Annotated in this window: 10 protein-coding genes; 2 read left to right on the plus strand and 8 right to left on the minus strand. The window is 58.8% G+C overall.

All coding sequences use genetic code 11. From position 1 onward, the window contains the following. Nucleotides 1-13: 13 nt before the first annotated feature. From Mal15_RS26185 to Mal15_RS26220, 8 genes are all read right to left on the minus strand, one after another. The gene (locus Mal15_RS26185; RefSeq protein WP_147870455.1) at nt 14-1,273 is read right to left on the minus strand and encodes a hypothetical protein; all 1,260 of its coding nucleotides are present in this window, start codon (nt 1,271-1,273) and stop codon (nt 14-16) included. 66 nt (nt 1,274-1,339) lie between these two features. Further along, nucleotides 1,340-2,752: a thioesterase domain-containing protein gene (locus Mal15_RS26190; protein ID WP_147870456.1), complete on the minus strand. Its 1,413-nt coding sequence runs from the start codon at nt 2,750-2,752 to the stop codon at nt 1,340-1,342. Next, entirely contained in the window at nt 2,749-9,399 is a 6,651-nt protein-coding gene (locus tag Mal15_RS26195) for a non-ribosomal peptide synthetase (protein ID WP_261344524.1), read from the minus strand. The genes Mal15_RS26190 and Mal15_RS26195 overlap by 4 nt, the downstream gene beginning before the upstream one ends. A 1-nt stretch (nt 9,400) precedes the next feature. Next, nucleotides 9,401-10,288, minus strand: a complete 888-nt coding sequence (locus tag Mal15_RS26200) for a class I SAM-dependent methyltransferase (RefSeq protein WP_147870458.1) — start codon at nt 10,286-10,288, stop codon at nt 9,401-9,403. 8 nt (nt 10,289-10,296) lie between these two features. Beyond that, nucleotides 10,297-10,560, minus strand: coding sequence for an acyl carrier protein (locus Mal15_RS26205; RefSeq protein WP_199773738.1), 264 nt, complete (start codon nt 10,558-10,560; stop codon nt 10,297-10,299). A 44-nt stretch (nt 10,561-10,604) separates the two neighbouring features. Beyond that, complete coding sequence (locus tag Mal15_RS26210; protein ID WP_147870459.1) at nt 10,605-12,197, minus strand: amino acid adenylation domain-containing protein; 1,593 nt, start codon at nt 12,195-12,197, stop codon at nt 10,605-10,607. 2 nt (nt 12,198-12,199) lie between these two features. Further along, nucleotides 12,200-13,348, minus strand: a complete 1,149-nt coding sequence (locus tag Mal15_RS26215; protein ID WP_147870460.1) for an acyl-CoA dehydrogenase family protein — start codon at nt 13,346-13,348, stop codon at nt 12,200-12,202. A 73-nt stretch (nt 13,349-13,421) separates the two neighbouring features. Next, on the minus strand, nt 13,422-14,624 hold the full coding sequence (locus Mal15_RS26220) for a HupE/UreJ family protein (RefSeq protein ID WP_167547058.1): 1,203 nt from the start codon (nt 14,622-14,624) through the stop codon (nt 13,422-13,424). Between the two features lie 411 nt (nt 14,625-15,035). Here Mal15_RS26220 and Mal15_RS26225 point away from each other — a divergent pair, with 411 nt between their 5' ends. Together Mal15_RS26225 and Mal15_RS26230 are read left to right on the plus strand one after the other, a co-directional pair. Next, a complete protein-coding gene (locus Mal15_RS26225; RefSeq protein WP_147870462.1) occupies nt 15,036-16,388 on the plus strand; it encodes a dihydroorotase in 1,353 nt (450 codons plus the stop codon). Between the two features lie 296 nt (nt 16,389-16,684). Continuing rightward, nucleotides 16,685-17,362, plus strand: coding sequence for a YceH family protein (locus tag Mal15_RS26230; protein WP_147870463.1), 678 nt, complete (start codon nt 16,685-16,687; stop codon nt 17,360-17,362). Nucleotides 17,363-17,403: the final 41 nt, after the last annotated feature.

Raw genomic sequence — 17,403 nt, forward strand, 5'->3', positions numbered from 1 at the left:
TGATCATTCGCCACTACGGCTTCAATCCCGGCACACCGAGTGATTGCCCGAATCGTGCGGCGAGTGCTTCATCGGTCAAGCCAAAATTCTGTTGCAGGGCTTCTTCCATCGGAACCCCCAATTTGACATCGCGAAACATTTGGCTAAACGCGATCGGGTCGCTTTGGACCAGGAACTGAACCAGTTGGCCGGCCATCGGCCAACGTTCCTGGTCCAGCCGCGTCGCACTCATCAACCCTAACATCGAACCGGAGTTTTTGAGTTGCCGGGTGACACTGGAACGCTGCGAGGATTGCCGCCTGCGGTCGGGGACGATCGCGAATTGAACGGCGTTGGCGATCCCCATGTTCATCCACGGCACCAAGTTGGCATTGGAGTGGAGTCGGCCGGCGAAACCGAGGCTGTAGCCCCAGCTCAGCCCACGCGCGACGTTGTTGTCGAGTTTCTTTGCGATCGCAGTTTGCAAAAAACGTTTGTCGCCGCCGCGGACGCCGGCTCTTCCGCCATGGTTGGGGTTGTTCATGACTTGTTCTTCAAACGCGGCAAACCGTGCCTGCGTGCTGAAGACCGCCAGGATCGCTTTGCCGCGCCAGATCGAGTCGCTTTGGGGCAGCCCGAACATCTGGTTCAGCTGTGCGTTCAGTTTATCGACGAACAGGCGGATTCCACCGGTGGCCGCAGGCGGATAGTCGGTAAACAGCAGCGTCGAATCGGTTTCTTCGACATGAAACTGACCGACATCCTTCAACGTGGTCGCGGCTTGCTGTAAGAATGCCAGGTGCTCCGCCGTCGCTTCGGTTTGTTCCTGGTCGTCGGCGCGCTGGCGAATCTGTTTGCCTTGGGCCGCCAACCGACTCTCCGCCTGCTCGTCCGCTGCCGCCGCATTGATCACGAACAGCTGTTGCGTGGGTGGGAAATAACGCAAATGAAATCGCTGGCGGCCGACCCAGAACATGTAGATGTCTTCGACCTTGATCGTGCTGGTGCGGCCGGTTTCGCTGCGATACTTCAGGAATTTCAATCCGTTCTGTTTGCGATCAAATTGTAACGAGTCCAACACCACCTTCGCGATCAGTCGTCCCGAACGCAGCTTGATGGCCACCGGCTGGTCGACCAGACTGTCCAATTCCTCGGCACTCACCAGTCCGTCAAATTGGATTCCCGCCGGCGGCTGGTTCGAAGCGGCTTCGCAGTGATGCGTGTGAAGTGATGAAATCGCGATCCACGCAAAAAAGATGACAGCACATCGCGAAAACAAGGGGCGACGCAACATGAAAACCTCACCGCAATCAGGGGAATGCCGGGTGCTGAAAAGCATCAAGGATAACGCATCGGACCGTCACGTGCGCGAGTGCGTCACGAATTGGTTGATCACACGATTCATCGCGGCGGCCAAGTGGACGACATGCGGCGGTTGCATGCATGTGTCGTGTGTTCCGGGAATCGTGTGCAGCATCAATTGGTCGCCGACCACGTAACGCCAGCCGAGCGAACGATCGCTGTACCGCGTGCCGATCAATCCGGTCGGCCCCTCCACGCGGAACAGCTGCAAGGGCAGCGAGTCCGGCTGCGGCTGGTAATCCAGAAATGCTTGGACGTTGGCACGGATCTGAGCGGGATCTCCCTCGTCATCACGGAACTGGAATCCGGCGTCGGCCGTGATGGGCGTCGCGCGTCGCTGCAGCAATTTTGACTTCAGTGTCTTGGCCAAATCCGCAAACGCCTGGCGACTGCGCAACGAACGTGCCCGGTTCCGCGCCCGGACCCAAGTTCCCTTCATTCGGTCCAGGAATCGGTTCAACATGGACGCATGGTCGTAGGCTGCCTCCGTTCCCGATTCCACGACGAGCAGTGCATCCATCTCCAACCCACGCTGTCTCAACTGTCGGGCGATTTCGTATCCCAACAATCCACCCCAACAGAAACAGACGATGATCCGCGGCCCATCGGGTTGTGTCTCAACCCAGGCATCGAGATACAGACTCGCAAGCGTCTGGATCGATAGCGGACTCTGGTCGGGTGGGGGCTGGTTGGAGACGAAAAGCGTCTGTTCGGGCGCCAGCAGGGCGGCCAAATAGTGGGCATAGTGACAACGACCACCGACTTCGTGGACCAACAGAATCGACCCGGCGTGTCGCCCGGAGCGGATCTTTGTGATCACCGCCGCTGCCGGCGCCTCCACCGTGCCGGGTATCCGGTCGCCGCTGCGTCGATCGGATGCCGCAGCCAATTCGGCGATGGAGATGGATTCCAGCACGTCGCGTGGTTCGATCGCCAGGCCGCGTTGCCGCGATTGAGAGATCAGTCGGATGCTCAACAGCGAATCGCCCCCGATGTGAAAGAAGTGGTCTTGGGGAACGATCGAGTCGACTCCCAATAAACCGCGACAAACATCGATCAACGTGCGTTCGGTTTCGGTCCATCGGTCGGCATCGACCGCAACGGCGCGTGGTTCAATTTTCGGCCGATGGGCGAGCTGCTGCCGGTCGATTTTTCCCGTGATCGTTCGAGGAATGGAATCCACCGCGACGATCCGGCGCGGGATCAACGACGCGGGCAATCGACGTTGCATTTGGCGGCGAAGTTCGGGTTCGTCGACGGTGTTGGATTCGGTGACGACCCAGGCAACCAACTCGCTTGGCATCGAATCCGATTCGTGTTTCGTTGACGCATTCAGCTGGGCGGCGAGCCATGCCTGTTGCTGGCGAGTCAGAGCGTTGACCCGTTGCGCGATCGAGGGACGAGAATTCATTTGACGGCCCTCACCACGACCATCGAATCCGCCCACCAAGCGTCTTTGGTTTCCGCCGGAATCGACAATGGTTGAACACGCAGCTGAATCTCCGCGAAGTGATCCAGCAGACTGCGTTGATGACGACGACTCAACGAATCGATCTCCGTCGTCAAATAGGTGAACACTCCACCAGGACGCAGCAACCTGGACGCGACCGGAAAAAAATGCTCGGCAAACGTGACACTGTCGACGACATATTTGACGAACTCGGATTCGTTCATCGGAAACGCGTGGAAAAAGACACTGTCGTACGTTCGCAGGTGATCCAGATGGTCTTGCCAACGCCCGGCGACGAGCCGGATGTCCCGATCGGCGTATCGGTTTCGCCAGGGCACAAAGTGATCTTGAATGCTGTGCGGGTTCATCTCGACGATCGTGTGCGAACGCACCCCGTTTTCCTGGATCATCGTTGCCGCGACGCCACGGCCGAATCCGATTTCCAACACATCACCGTGTGACTCGGTCGCCCAATCGGCCATCGCTTTCATCAAAGGCGTCTGCCAATCTTCCATGATTTCCTGTTCCGACAGTCGCTCCTGTGACAGCTCGCGCGGTACGTGGGGCTGGTCGCTGCCGGCTACCATGCGTTCGGCGATCTCGTTCAGTGAACTCAGATCAGCCGCTGTTTCTCGAAGCGTTTGATCAAGCAGCCATTTGCGTTGACGCTTGCGTGGCGTTGAGATGAAGTTTTGGTCTTTCCATTCGAGTGTCAGCCGAATGTTTTCGTCCTGCAGCACGACCGGATCCGATTCCTCCGATGTGATGCCCTGTGCCCGGTCGATCCATCGATGGGCTTCATCGGGTGGCATCGCTTCCAGAGTCGCGATCAGGTCGTCGGCGCTGTCGGCAACGCCCGCGTGAACTCGCGGAATCGACATGACCGCCGCGTCGTTGACGCCATCGATCTCGACCAACGCCGACTCGATTTCCGCGGGTTCCACCCGAACACCGTTGACCTTGAATTGATCGTCGATGCGTCCCAGGTACACCAGTGATCCATCGCGGCGCATGCGAGCCAAGTCTCCGGTCCGATAGAGTGGCACCGACATTCCGGGACGCGGATCTGCGATGAATTTCTGTGCGGTCGACTCTGGGTCGCCGCGATAGCCGCTGGCCAGACGCGATCCGCCGACGTGGATTTCGCCGACGCAGCCGATCGGAATCTCCACCCCGTTCGGGTCAAGCAAACAGACGGGCGTTGTTTCGACGCCGTGGCCGATCGAAACGACTGCATCAGTCGGCTTCATTTCCGCGGCCGTGCACCAGACCGATGCTTCGGTCGGACCATATTCGTTGAACAATCGCGTTTCGGGGAGGACACGGAAGTGCCGCCGGACGACAGAGCGCGAGCAGGATTCCCCGGCGAGGATCACTCTGGTTAGCGATTGCAATCGCGATGCTTCCAAACCAGCCAGCAGGACGCCGTACAACGAAGGTAGCAGCAGCGTGTCGGTGACCCGGTGTCGATCAATCAGGTCAGCGATCGCCTGGACATCCTGCAATTGTTGGTCTTCTGGGATGACCAAGGTGTTCCCCGAACAAAGCGTCCAGAAGAGTCCTGCGATCGAGCTGTCAAACCAAACCGGAGACAGCATCAAGAAGCGTTGTGGTGTGGACTCGTAAAATGATTCTCGAGCCAACGTTGATTGCAGCAGGGCACGATGCGTGACTTCGACGCCCTTGGGATGCCCCGTCGATCCCGATGTGTGCAAGACGTAGGCGAGTGAGTCGGGATCGGATGCGTCCCGCCCGGCGACGCTGACGCTAGCGCTGCTCTTCGAGGCCGTGCCGCTCGGTGCCGCGGCATCGATCACCGTCTCAAAGATCGGGGCAAGCTGCGTGCCGCTTGCTACAGCAGTTTTGATCCCCGCACGCGATGCCAGCCGCCGCAATCGCTCTTCGGGCAGATTGGGATCAAACGGGACATACGCACCGCCGGCTTTCAGAATCGCCAGAATGCCGACGATCAGTTCAGCCGATCGAGGCAAACACAGTGCGACGGCGCTGCCGCGTTCGACGCCTGCTGCCACAAGCCTTGCCGCCAAATCATCCGCGCGATCGACCAGCTGCTGATAGCTGAGCGATTGGTCGCCGCAAACGACTGCGATCGCACCGGGCGTTTCGGCTGCATGTGACTGGATCCATTGGCAAACGGTCGCTCGGTTCGGCGAGTGCGACGTCGTGGTCTGCGTCAGTTCAGCCTGCGTCCGTTCATCCTGCACTCCGGACAACGCTCGGATCGCTTCGTGATCGGCTGCGGTTCGAAAGTCGACCTGACCGACCAGTTCGTCAGGGCTGCTTGCGAGCCGCCGCAATAGGGTTTGCCAGTGTCGTGTCATCAGATCGATGGTGTCACGTTCGAACCGATTCGTGCGAAACTCCACTGCGCATTCGATCTCAGGTTGCGAGTCGGTCACAAACCACGTCAAGTCGAACTTTGCGACACCCAGGTCACTGACTTCGGGCGTCATTTTAAGCCCCTCGTCAAGCTGCAGCGGGGCGAGCGATTGCTGTGGCACAAACATCGTGTTGAACAACGTTCCGTACCGCTCGGCAAGTTTCTGGTGCGATGTATGGCGATGTGCCAGCAATTCGCCAAAATCATCGTGCACGCGTTGAAGCATCGCATCGAATCTCAGGTCATGCTGGATGCGATAAGCGAACGGAAGGGCTTCGATCAGGTAAGCGATTTCATCGTCGTCTGCAGGAATTCGATCGCGAAGACTAACCGGCACCCCGATCGTGAAGGCTTCGGTGGTCGAATAGCGGTGCAGAAGAACCGCATAAGCAGCCATCAAAAATGTCCCGACCGAAACGCCACAACTCGAGGCCGATTGACGAACATCCCGGCTCAGCTCCTCGGACAACGAAAACCGAAACAGCTCACCCGACTCCGACTCCTCAACCGCCGGACCAAAATCAAATGGCAACGCGACCATCCGATCACACCCCCGCAACCTCTCCCAAAAAGGGGACGGGGATTCATATTTCGTGAAACGACTCCCCGAACCAAAAAAACGACCCCCTTCCCTTTTGGGGAAATGACCCCCGTCCCCTTTTTGGTAGCGGTGGGCGAAGTCGTGCATGAGTTGCACGATGCTTTGCAGGTCGGCGGCGATGTGGTGGACGGTGATGGCGAGGGTGTCGGGCTGGTTGGGAGGCTGGATCAGTAATGCTCGCAGCGGGCCTGCCTCGGAGAGGTCGAAGGGGCGTTTGCCATCCAAGACGATTTCGGCCGTGGTCGCGGTGTGATGCCAAACTTGGAATTCAGGCGGCAGGTGCAGGTGGATCCGCGGGACCGGTGTTCCGTCGTGCGGGGAGATCGTGGTACGGAGGGCCGGGTGACGCCGGACCACATGCACCAGAGAGTCAGCAACTCGTTCTGCGTCGAGTCGACCGTTGGCTTTCCATGCCACCTGAAAATGATAGGCCGGTGAATCGGGATGCGTTTGATTGTGGTACCAGATCGCGCGTTGTCCCGGGGAAAGTTCCGCGATGGCCGGCGTTTCTCGCGCCGCTTCTTTGCTGGGACGGGGGGAACCGGCGAGTCGAGCGAGCGACTCAGCGTCGCGGCACCGAAAGACATCCTGAATCGCGATCGAAATCCCAAGCTCGTTCGCCCGCGATGTCAACTGCATCGCGTCCAACGAGGAGCCGCCATGATGGAAAAAATCGTCATCGATTCCCAGCGTTGATTCACCCAGCACCTCGCGCATGATGCCAGCCAGGGTGTACTCGATCGCGTTTTGCGGCCTTTTGCCCTGCGCCTCCGATGGCGATCCCTTCTCCGAAAGCTCTTGCGTGATGATCTCGTCGAGGGATTGCCGGTCGATCTTTCCGTTGGTCGTTCGCGGCAGACGCGATTGAACGATCCAATGCGATGGCACCATGCTGGGAATCAGACGACGGCGAAGATGATTGCGAATCGACCCCAAATCGATGGTGCCATCGGCTTCTAGAACCGCGACCAGTTTTTCAACACGTCCGTTACGCTGATGTGGTATCACCACACAATCATGGACGCCATCGCACTGGCGAACCGTCGCGGTGATCTCTGCCGGTTCGATACGGACTCCGGCCAGTTTCACTTGGTCATCCATCCGACCGAGAAACTCGAGCGTCCCGTCGTCTCGCATCCGAACCCGATCGCCACTGCGATACCAGACCGAGTCTTTGTCCAGCTTTGGTGCTGTGACGAAGCGCCGGCGTGTCAGTTCGGGATCGCCCAAGTAGCCTTTGGCCAGCCCCACACCGCCGATCCACAATTCGCCAGAGATTCCCGGCGGGACGGGATTTCCCAAAGCGTCGACAACCAGGATTCGATTCCCGGTAACGGGGCGTCCGATGCTAGCCGGTCCCGGTGACCGATCATACGGATCGATCCGATGCAGCGTTGCGCAGACGGTCGTTTCGGTCGGACCGTAGCCGTTGATCAGATTCAATTCGGGTACTTGATCGGCGATCGACGCGAGCAGCAACTGCGGGATCGGTTCGACACCGACCAGCAATCGTCGCAATCGGAGCGTTTTGTCTTCTTTCAAAAAGCGATCGGTGGTCGATAGAAAGAAGGGCGGCAAGTAGGCACCGTGGATGTTTTGGGCGTTTAACCAATCCAGCATCGCATCGGCGCTCAAACGCACCGAATCGTTTGGGATGCATAGCGTTCTGCCGAACAACAACGCCGAAAATACCTCGTACATTGCCACATCAAAACCGATGTTGGTCCACCAACTGCATCGGCAATCGCGATTCAACGGAGCGATCGATTCAAACGCCGATAACAGGTTCCAGATCGCGTCGTGTCCCACCACGACTCCGTTCGGGCGACCGGTCGAACCCGAGGTGAACAGGACGTAACATGCGTTGCGGGGCAGGTCACATGAAGATGGATTCGGCGACGCAACCGTTCGAACGACGATCGACTCGGCGGTCGCATCGAGCATCATCGAAGCACCAGATTGCGACAGCAGAGCTTCGGCTCGTTCGGCCGGATTCTCTGCATCGACGATCAAGAAACATCGACCGCTCGCCAAAACACCCAGCATGGCGACGACTGCGTTTTCGTCACGCCGGCACACCAGCGGGACGAGGTTGCAGAACTCGGCCGCATCCAGCTGGTCCGATAGTGCTAACGCGCGTTCCCGTAATTCCGTGTAGGTCATTTGCAACGTCGGACCCTCGACTGCGATTGCATCTCCGGCGTCGCGACATGCCCGATCAAATTCTGACCACAAATCGATGTCATCGGGTTCTGTCGTGCTGCCGCCGTGCTTGACCAGAAATGATCGTTCCGACGGCGTCAGCAGCTGATACTCCCTGATCAGCGTCCGTGGCGAGTGATGGATCGCCATCAGGGTTTGACGAAAGTGTGCGATCGCACGTTTGCGATCTGCAGCCGAAAACGCGGCATTGCAACAGTCGAACAACAATTCCCAGCGATCGCCCGAGAGCGGATGCGCGCTGACCGTCAATCGGCGTTGCGGATCGCCGAATCCGTTGTGCAACCATTCCAGCGTGGTCGGCATGCCGCAGAAATCGTCGACCGACAGATCGATTACATTGAGCGCGACATCCAGAGCGCGTTGCGATTCGGCGGTCATGACGTCTGGTCTGGCGTGCGCCAGGAAACCTTTCGATTCGACCGCCACCTTCCGCGAAAGGCTTTCGAACGTGTCCTGTGGATCGAAGTCGACACGAAACGGAAGTAACTGCATGAACAATCCGATTGCTTGACGCATCGCCGGGGTTGCGCGGCCGTGCGTCGTCGCTCCGATACAGCACGACCGGCGCGGTTCCAAGCGGCCGAGCCAAGCCAGCAGCGTCGTGGCGAAGAGATTGAAAGCGGTCAGAGCGGGCGTGATTTGTCGCAACGGTGGCGTGGACGCCAACTCGGAAAACGCACGGTTTTCATCGTCGCTAAGCGGCACAACGATGCGAGTTTGACGCGTCGGGTCGGATTCGGTGCCTTGAGAGTAAAAACGCGTCACCGGCGACACGATGCTTCGGGAGGCGAACCATTCACGATCCGCGTCAACATTCTTCGCTTGTTCTGTCGGTTCAATAAGGCGGCGATCGTCTGGGAATTCGGAGGCGGAGACTCCACCAGTTTCCGCTTCATAGAACCGGGCAAGCGTTGCCAGAATCACTCGGCCGGCGAACGCATCGGTCAACGCGTGGTGGATCGTCAGCAAGAATTCCCAGCGGTCCGGCGACAGTTTGATGAGTGTTGCGTCGCAGAGTGATCGCATGGCGTCGAAACGGCCCGCGAGTCGTTCGTTGACGATCCCGTCGGCGGCGGATTGGGGATCCGGATCTGACGAGACATCGACGACGTGGCATTCCACGTCGCGAACCGATCTCACCGAGGGCTGAGTCCATCGATCGTCTGCGGCGATGATCCGCAACACTTCATTTCGACGGACCAGTTCGCGAAACGCGGCGGCAAAGCGAACCGGATCGAGACGACCGCAGATCGTGTACCGGTACGGCACTTCATACAGCGGGAGATCAGGATGCAGTTGTTGGCCGATCCAAATCAAGTGTTGATTGTGCGTCAAGGAAACTTCATCAGACGCGTCAGCGTGATTTCGGGATGCCGGAGACATGCTATTGCCCCCCTGGCATGCGGACCAGAAACAGGAACGTCGGTTCCATGCCCGTCCCGGCGACGGTTTCTGTAATCTGCCAACCGGCGGATTCGACTTCGCGACGTACCGTTGCGTCGGACAAGTGATGCCAGAAAAGCCCGCTGTAGACTCGTTCGCCGAACTCCGAGCGAACATTGCCCACGGTCAAAACCGCCGCCGCTTTCGCGATGATGAATCGCAGCCATGCTCCGGCGGTTGAGTTCGCTCGCTGATTGACGTAGGACACGACGGCCAGGCCGTTTTCGTCACAGAGCCGTTTGCATCGATCGAGAAACTCACGCCGTCGATCGGACCCTTGAATCGTCGAGTACATCCAGCAGGAGGTGTAGACGATGTCGAACGAGCGATCAGGATCAAAGGTAAAAAAATCTTGGGCAAAGAATTCTGCGGAGAATCCTGCGTCGACGCGAAAGCGTTGCGCTCGCCGAATCATCCAATCCAATTCGTCGATGGCGGTGACATGATACCCGGCATCGGCGAATAGCTTGGCCTCTCGGCCCTGACCACAAAACGCATCGAGCAATCCGCACGCATCGCGATGTTCCAGCAACCGCGGCAACATGCGAGCTTCGTGGGGCAACTGATAGCGTCTCGGATCGTAGAACTCAGGTCGCGAAGCGTAGGTCGATCGAACCATCGCCGCAACGTCGCGCCGATGCATGACCCCGATCGCGATCGATTCGGCCATCCAGGCCATCGGCAGCGTCACCCAGCGGAGCGGTCGACGTCGGGCTCGCAAAGAGTCCGCGACCGACGCCATTCGGATCCCCAACGCAGCGCGTCGTGAAACGCTTTCGGCGACCGCCGCGACGGTCGGTGGATTCTGCGAGGTGACGGCGGATGGCATGAATCGATTCAGCTCCGTTGGTTCAACGCCGTTTGGACATAGGTCGCGATCGTCCGCGGCGATTCAAAGTTTTCGATCGTCACGTCTTCCGGAGGCACGGAGATGCCGAACTCTGATTCCAGATACGCGATCAGTCGCATGATCCCCATCGAATCGATGTGTCCGCCACCTAGCAGATCGTCGTCCTGAGAAATCGTAACGGAGGAATTGCCCATGAGTTCATTCTGAATGAATTTGATCAGCTTCGGCAACGGTTCGGAATCGATCATCATGTTCGGAGGTGGTGGCAAGGAGCGAGCGGGGAAGGGGGGCGAATTCATCGAGCCCCGGGGGAAGATTCGTACTCCATCACCAGTCGGCGGCGGTCGATTTTTCCACTGGTCGTCCGCGGGAACGATTTTCTGACAAGCATCTGGTCGGGCACGGCATAGGCGGGCAGCCGCGTTGACAATTCTCGTTTCAAAACTGCGGTGTCGAATTCGGTCGGATCGGCGAGCGTGACCGCGGCCAACAAACGTTGGGTTTCATCCGCTTTGACACAAAACGCCGCCGATTCGATCACACCGGCCAATTGGGAAATCGCATGTTCGACTTCGTCCAGTTCGATGCGGTAGCCGCGGACTTTCACCTGACGATCGACCCGGCCGAGAAAATCCAGCAAGCCGTCCTCGCGTCGTCGAACCAAATCACCGGTGCGATAAAACCGCTTTCCGCTGTCGAGATCGAAGTAGAACGTGACCGGATCGTCACAGCTCAGATGCCAGTAACGGGTCATCATCGTCGATGAGTGAACCAACAGCTCTCCGACACCTGCCCCTTGGACCGGCTGATCCAAGGGATCCAGAATCACCGCGTCGGTCTCGTCCCACAATTGTCCGATCGGGATCGGTTGTTCCGGCAGGTCTTGCGGTCCGCCACGGTTGGTCGGTGGGATGTGGAAGTAGGTGCACTGGTTCACTTCCGCCGGGCCATAGACGTTGCTGATCCATGCGTCGGGCATCAGTCGTCGCAGTTGTTGCGCGTGTCGTGGAGATAGCGGTTCGCCGCCGTACATGATCCAGCGGATGCTTGACAGATCACGTTGCTCGGGAACGCCTCGCTCGAGCAGCTGGACCAGTGCAAAAGGGACCGAATACCAGATCGTGATCTGCTGGGATTGGATCAGTGCGGAAAGACTTGCAGGCAACATGCTGTAGGTCGGCGGCACCAAAACCGTGGTGGCCCCGGCAAAAATCGACGAAAAGTAGCCGAACGTTGACATGTCAAAGTGCAACGGCGACAAGTTGGCGATTCGGTCGGCGGCGGTGACGGCATAGGTCCTGACCGACAGGCGGGCGTAGCTGTTGCCACTGTAATGCGAATGCACAATGCCTTTGGGGATCCCCGTCGATCCAGAGGTAAAAATCACATACGCCGGGTCGGTCGAACGCATCGGGAGCGGTTCGATTCGGTCGGCCGAATCGATCGCCGACCAGGCTGTGAACTCCGCGGTCGGGTAGTCGGCGGGGGCGGTGGGTTCGGTCCCGATGACGTGTTGCAGCGGGTGATCGCTGCGGTTGATCGTTTCGGCGTACGGGTCGGCCAGTTTCGTCGTGACCAGATGGCGTATTTGGCCGCTGCGTAGGATCTCGATCAAGCGGCCGGGGGGCGCCAGCGGATCCACCGGGACCATCGCGGCACCGGCCTTCATCGCGGCATACACGGCGATCGGCGATTCGATGCCTGTGGGGAGACGGACGGCCACGCGATCGCCTGGACGCACATCCAACTCGCGCAGCACCGATGCCAGCCGGGCCGAACGATCGTCCAATTGGGCGTACGTCAGTGACTGGTTGCCACATCGAAACGCGATGTGGTCGGGCGTTTGCTGAGCCCAATGCGACAGGTTTTCGTGAAGCAACGCCGCCATCGTCACACCCCCAGCAAACCGGCGACGATGTTACGTTGGATGTCCGAGGTGCCGGCGTACAAGACGCCACCGATCGCGTCGCGCCAATCACGGTCGACACCGTTTTCGGTCAGGTAACCGCGACCGCCATGAATCCGCACGGCGTCTTCGCTGGACTGGGCAAAGCATTCGCTGAGGTAAAGTTTCAGGATCGCCGCGTCCATCATCGCAGACTTTCCCTGGCTCTTCAGCCATGCAACTTTGTAAAGCATCAGTTTCGATGTTTCCAGACGCACCTTCATGTCAGCGATACGATTGGAAACCGATTGGAATTTACCGATCGGTTGTCCGAATTGATGACGCTCTTTGGCGTATCGAATGCAGGTTTCCAGTTGACGCTGCATCGTTCCGACTTGGCTGGCCAAAATACAACAGCGTTCGAACTCCAGCGAATAGTTGAACGTGGCGAATCCGCCGCCTTCTTTGCCGAGCCGATGAGAATCGGGGACGAAGCAATCCTCCAGACGCAATTCACCGATCGGCACGGTCCTGAGCCCCATCTTCAGATGGTTTTCGCCGCGGCTGAAACCTGCGAATCCCGATTCCACCAGAAAGGTCGACACGCCCCATTTGCCTTTGGCCGGGTTCGTACTGGCGACCACGAGCGCGACGTCACAGATCGGTGCGAGCGTGACCATGCACTTGGTGCCGTTCAGGACGTAGCCTCCGTCGACCTTCTCTGCCGTCGTTTTCAGGTTGAACACGTCGCTGCCGGTACTCGGCTCGGTGATTCCGTGGGCGCCCTTCCATCGGCCGCCGCAGAGGTTTGGCAAGAAGTGTTGCTTTTGAAAGTCGCTGCCGAAGTGCAGGATCGGAAGCTGCACCGCCCACATTTGAGCGTTCAAGGCGAGCAGCAATCCGCCATCGGCGCAGCCGTAGCCGAGCGCTTCCATGGCCAGCATGGCGGTTTGGATATCGGCTGATGCGGTTCCGCCGAATTCGGTCGGAATAAACATCCCTTGGATGCCAAACTCGGCCGCCCGCTGCCAAAGCGTCTCGGCAAACTCGCTGCGTTCGTCCCTGTCGATCACATCGTCGGTCAGATGATCCGACGCGAAGGAATGCATCCGGTCGCGGAAGGCGAGTTGCTGGTCGGTCCAATCAAAATTCATCGGTGCGATTTTGAATCAACGAATGGGGAAATGAGAAAGCGGGGGTACCAGACCAGCAGTGTCGTGTGTTGTTTCATAGTGCCAACGCCCGTTCAACGAACCAGTAACTGGCGATCACACCGATCACGACCGATCCGCCGGCCAGAATGACACGTCGATAGAGCGCGCTTTCTCTCAGCAGAAAGATGATCGGGAACACCACGGCAACGATCGCCAGTTGCCCGAGTTCCACACCCAGGTTGAATCCGATCAGCACCTTGACCAGGTGGATCATCCGAAACGGCAATTCGCTCATCACCGAGGCGAATCCCATGCCGTGGAACAGACCAAATCCAAAAATGATCAACCAGGTTTTGTCATTAAACCGAGGGCGGATCGTGTTGAGTGCGACCAGGATGATCGAAAGTGCGATCACCGATTCGACCAATCGCGATGGCAAGTCGATCACACCCAGTGCGGCCAGGCTGAGCGTGATCGAGTGAGCGATCGTGAACAGCGTGACAATTTTGACGATGTTGAAAAAGGCTTGTTTGAACCCTTGCACCGGTTGCCAGGCGTTGTCCCGGCGGACCAAGACGGCCGGCAGCAGCAGCGCGACGATGAACAGGATGTGGTCGATTCCGATCCAGATGTGCAGCACGCCTTGCCAGATGAAATCACGCGGCCGCAGCAGCAGATCGATGTGGGTCAGGTCCAGCTCTTGAACCGGGTTGTGTGATCCGAAGACCATCGCGGTAAACTCGCCTTCGAATTCTTGGCCGCTTTTTCGATTGCGTTCGATGCAGACCAGACTGCGGTGCGTGAAGTCGTCCTCGACGAACAGACTGTTTCGGATCGTGATCGTGTCTGGTACGGGGCCGGTCGGGGTTTGATAGAGGTACTGGGCGTAGCTGCCTTCGTCGGCCGGCAAGTCCAGGATCTGCAGATCGATGTACTGGATCGGAATCGGACCGGAGTCGACCGAGAGTTGGTAGTGTTCTCGGATGTAGTCGAGCACACGTGGCTGCGTTTGCCGGAGAATCTGCACGCGTTTGTCCGCCGGGGCGTCAGTCCCTTGATCGCGATCATCGGTCGCGGCGTCCGCGTGGACATCGATTCCCAGTTTGTCACGCAGGTCGTTCAAATTGAGTTCGACACGTCCGGTGAACCGATCTTCTTCGACATTCAGCCAGACGTAGGTTTCGCCGGTCGTGTGGGCACGGGCCGCGCCCGAAAGCACGCACGCCGTCAGGAACACGAACCAAATCAACCGTCCGCGGACCAAAAAGCGGGACATCGCGTTTTTCCTGTCCGTGTCAGTTCCGCCGCGGATGTCCCACGCCGGAGAGGTCGTTGTGGCGAGGGGTGATCGCGGCCCGCTGTCGGAACGAAGCGGTGCACCGGGGCCGAGCGGTTTGTGAGGGATCGGTTTCATGAGGCAAGTCACGTGCGAATTCGCGTCAGTGCCGCTTTGCACAGGATAGTCAATGGGTAGGCCAGAATAGTACCTTCGGTGGTGGCGGTGCGTCATTTTCGTGCTTGCGGTGGCTGTTTGTGTGAAAGTCTGCCGGCCACTTCGCGTGAATCGCTTCGACCGATAGGATGAACGGGGGGCGACCGATTGTGACGGACGCACGTCCCCGTCGATCGCTGGAGCCCTCAGGCTCCGTCCCCTGATCCCTCCCCACCGCGTTTGTTGGAAGTATTGATGACCCGCGTTCTGTTCCGAAATGCATCTGTTGTGCTGCCCAATCAGGTCTCCAACGATTCGGTCCTGGTCGAAGACGGCAAGATTTTGGACGTCGCCGCCGGGGCGGACGCAGCGGCCGATCAGGTCGTCGACTGCCAGGGGCTGCATCTGATGCCGGGCGTGATCGACGATCAGGTCCATTTTCGCGAGCCCGGACTGACGCACAAAGAAGACCTGTCAACGGCCAGCCACGCCTGTGCGGCCGGTGGTGTGACCTCGTTTCTGGAGATGCCCAACACGAAGCCCCCGGCAGTGACGATCGACGGCGTCCGCGCCAAAGAGCAACTTGCCGCGGAAAAGTCTCTGGTCAATTATGGGTTTTACATCGGGGCCACGCCGGACAACGCCGCCGAGCTGGCCAAGGCGACCGATGTCCCGGGGATCAAGATCTTCATCGGCAGCAGCACCGGAAACCTGCTGGTCGACGAGCAGGAAGCACTCGAACGGATCTTTGCCGAAACCACGTTGCCGATCTGTGCCCATTGCGAAGACGAACAGACCGTGCGTGCCAATGCGGATCGTCTGGCCGGCACGACTGACGTGGCTGATCATTCACGCATCCGTGATGTCCGGGCCGCCATGATCGCGACCAAACGATCCACGGATCTGGCCCGCAAATACAAACATCGCTTTCACGTTCTGCACGTTTCGACCGGGGACGAACTGCAATACCTGGCCGACCCCGCACCGTACATCACCGCGGAAGTTTGTCTGCACCATTTGTTCTTCAATGTGGACGACTATCCTCGTTTGGGCACGCGGATCCAAATGAACCCGTCGATCAAAACCGCCGAAGACAATCGTCGGCTGTTTGATGCGTTGCTCAGCCAAACCATTCAAGTCATCGCGACCGACCATGCTCCGCACACGCTGGAGGAAAAATCGGTGGCTTACCCGAAAAGTCCCTCGGGGTTGCCGGCGGTGGAGAACAGTTTGGCACTGATGTTGGATCAGGTCACGCAAGGGCGATGTTCCATCAACCAGGTCGCATCGTGGATGTGCGACGCACCGGCGCGGGTCTGGGGAATGGTCGGAAAAGGCAGGATCGAAAACGGTTATGATGCGGACCTGGTGTTGGTGGATCTGAACAAATCGAAAACGATTCGCGATGCCGAACAACACACCAAATCGAAGTGGTCGCCTTGGGACTCGGTCCGCTTGACCGGCTGGCCGGTGGCAACGTATGTCGGCGGACAAAAGGTCTATGACGCTGTCGACGGATTTGACGAAGCGTTTCGCGGCGCCAAGTTGCGGTTCGATCACTCCCGCGGCGGTTACTGGGCGACGCCGGATGGGATCGGCACTGCTTGATGCTGCACTGCTTGATGCGGCACTGACGTTCCGCCCGCCGGGACGGTAAACTAGCGGGTTCGTCGCAAACCAATTTCCGACATGGGCGTTAGCGGAAGCCGCCAATGCCTTGTCGATTGTTCCGACGTATCCGATCCAGGGTGCCTATGCCAGCCCGACGCGTAAGCGAGGGGCCACGTCTGACCCTCGCTTACGCGTCGGGCTGGCATCATCGCGAACCGCCCACCAGCGCGAACATCAAATCGGACCGAAGCACTGGCGGCAAAATTTATATTTCCCCCTTTTTGACGATTCCCATGTCTGAAAACGACACCCAGAACGACAAACCCGTGGTGCCACTGTCCGCCAACGCCCGTCGCGTGTTGGGGGTGTTGGTGGAAAAAGCGAAAACGACGCCGGACAATTATCCGATGTCCGCCGCGGCGATCATCAGCGGTTGCAACCAGAAATCCAACCGTAACCCGCAAATGCAGCTGGATGAAGACGATGTGCTGCTGGCGCTCGATGAACTGCGTGGCGTCGGTGCGGCTCGGGAAATCCAAGGCAGCGGACGTGTGACCAAGTATCGGCACGCCGCCTATGAATGGTTGGATCTGGATAACCCACAAGCAGCCGTGTTGACCGAATTGCTGCTTCGCGGTCCCCAAACGGTCGGCGAGCTTCGCACGCGGGCCTCACGGATGTGCAGCCTGCCGGATCTGGATGCGGTCAAGACCGCGCTGGAAACGTTGACCGAAAAGGAGCTGGTGGAAGCGTTGACGCCACCGGGACGCGGGCAGACGTTTGCCCACAAGCTGTATCCGCCGCAAGAGCGGCAATACTTGGAAGCACGCGTCGAAAAGCAGGCCGCGGCAAAGTCGGCGGCCGTGCCGGACACCAGCAAGGACGTCATCGACCAACTGATCGCGCGGCTGGATTCGGTGACCGAGCGGATCGATGATCTGGAAGCGCGTTTAAAAACGTTGGAGTCATAATCATCACTTGTTCCCGGACGCTGCCTGGGAACACACTGCGG

The sequence above is a fragment of the Stieleria maiorica genome (assembly GCF_008035925.1).
Classification (GTDB): domain Bacteria; phylum Planctomycetota; class Planctomycetia; order Pirellulales; family Pirellulaceae; genus Stieleria; species Stieleria maiorica.

Bases quoted from the DNA above. Each gene is read 5' to 3' on its own strand.
- Mal15_RS26225 (WP_147870462.1), top strand. From the start codon at position 15,036: ATGACCCGCGTTCTGTTCCGAAATGCATCTGTTGTGCTGCCCAATCAG.
- Mal15_RS26200 (WP_147870458.1), bottom strand. From the start codon at position 10,288: ATGCCATCCGCCGTCACCTCGCAGAATCCACCGACCGTCGCGGCGGTC.
- Mal15_RS26195 (WP_261344524.1), bottom strand. From the start codon at position 9,399: ATGTCTCCGGCATCCCGAAATCACGCTGACGCGTCTGATGAAGTTTCC.
- Mal15_RS26210 (WP_147870459.1), bottom strand. From the start codon at position 12,197: ATGGCGGCGTTGCTTCACGAAAACCTGTCGCATTGGGCTCAGCAAACG.
- Mal15_RS26190 (WP_147870456.1), bottom strand. From the start codon at position 2,752: ATGAATTCTCGTCCCTCGATCGCGCAACGGGTCAACGCTCTGACTCGC.
- Mal15_RS26215 (WP_147870460.1), bottom strand. From the start codon at position 13,348: ATGAATTTTGATTGGACCGACCAGCAACTCGCCTTCCGCGACCGGATG.
- Mal15_RS26220 (WP_167547058.1), bottom strand. From the start codon at position 14,624: ATGTCCCGCTTTTTGGTCCGCGGACGGTTGATTTGGTTCGTGTTCCTG.
- Mal15_RS26230 (WP_147870463.1), top strand. From the start codon at position 16,685: ATGTCTGAAAACGACACCCAGAACGACAAACCCGTGGTGCCACTGTCC.
- Mal15_RS26205 (WP_199773738.1), bottom strand. From the start codon at position 10,560: ATGATGATCGATTCCGAACCGTTGCCGAAGCTGATCAAATTCATTCAG.
- Mal15_RS26185 (WP_147870455.1), bottom strand. From the start codon at position 1,273: ATGTTGCGTCGCCCCTTGTTTTCGCGATGTGCTGTCATCTTTTTTGCG.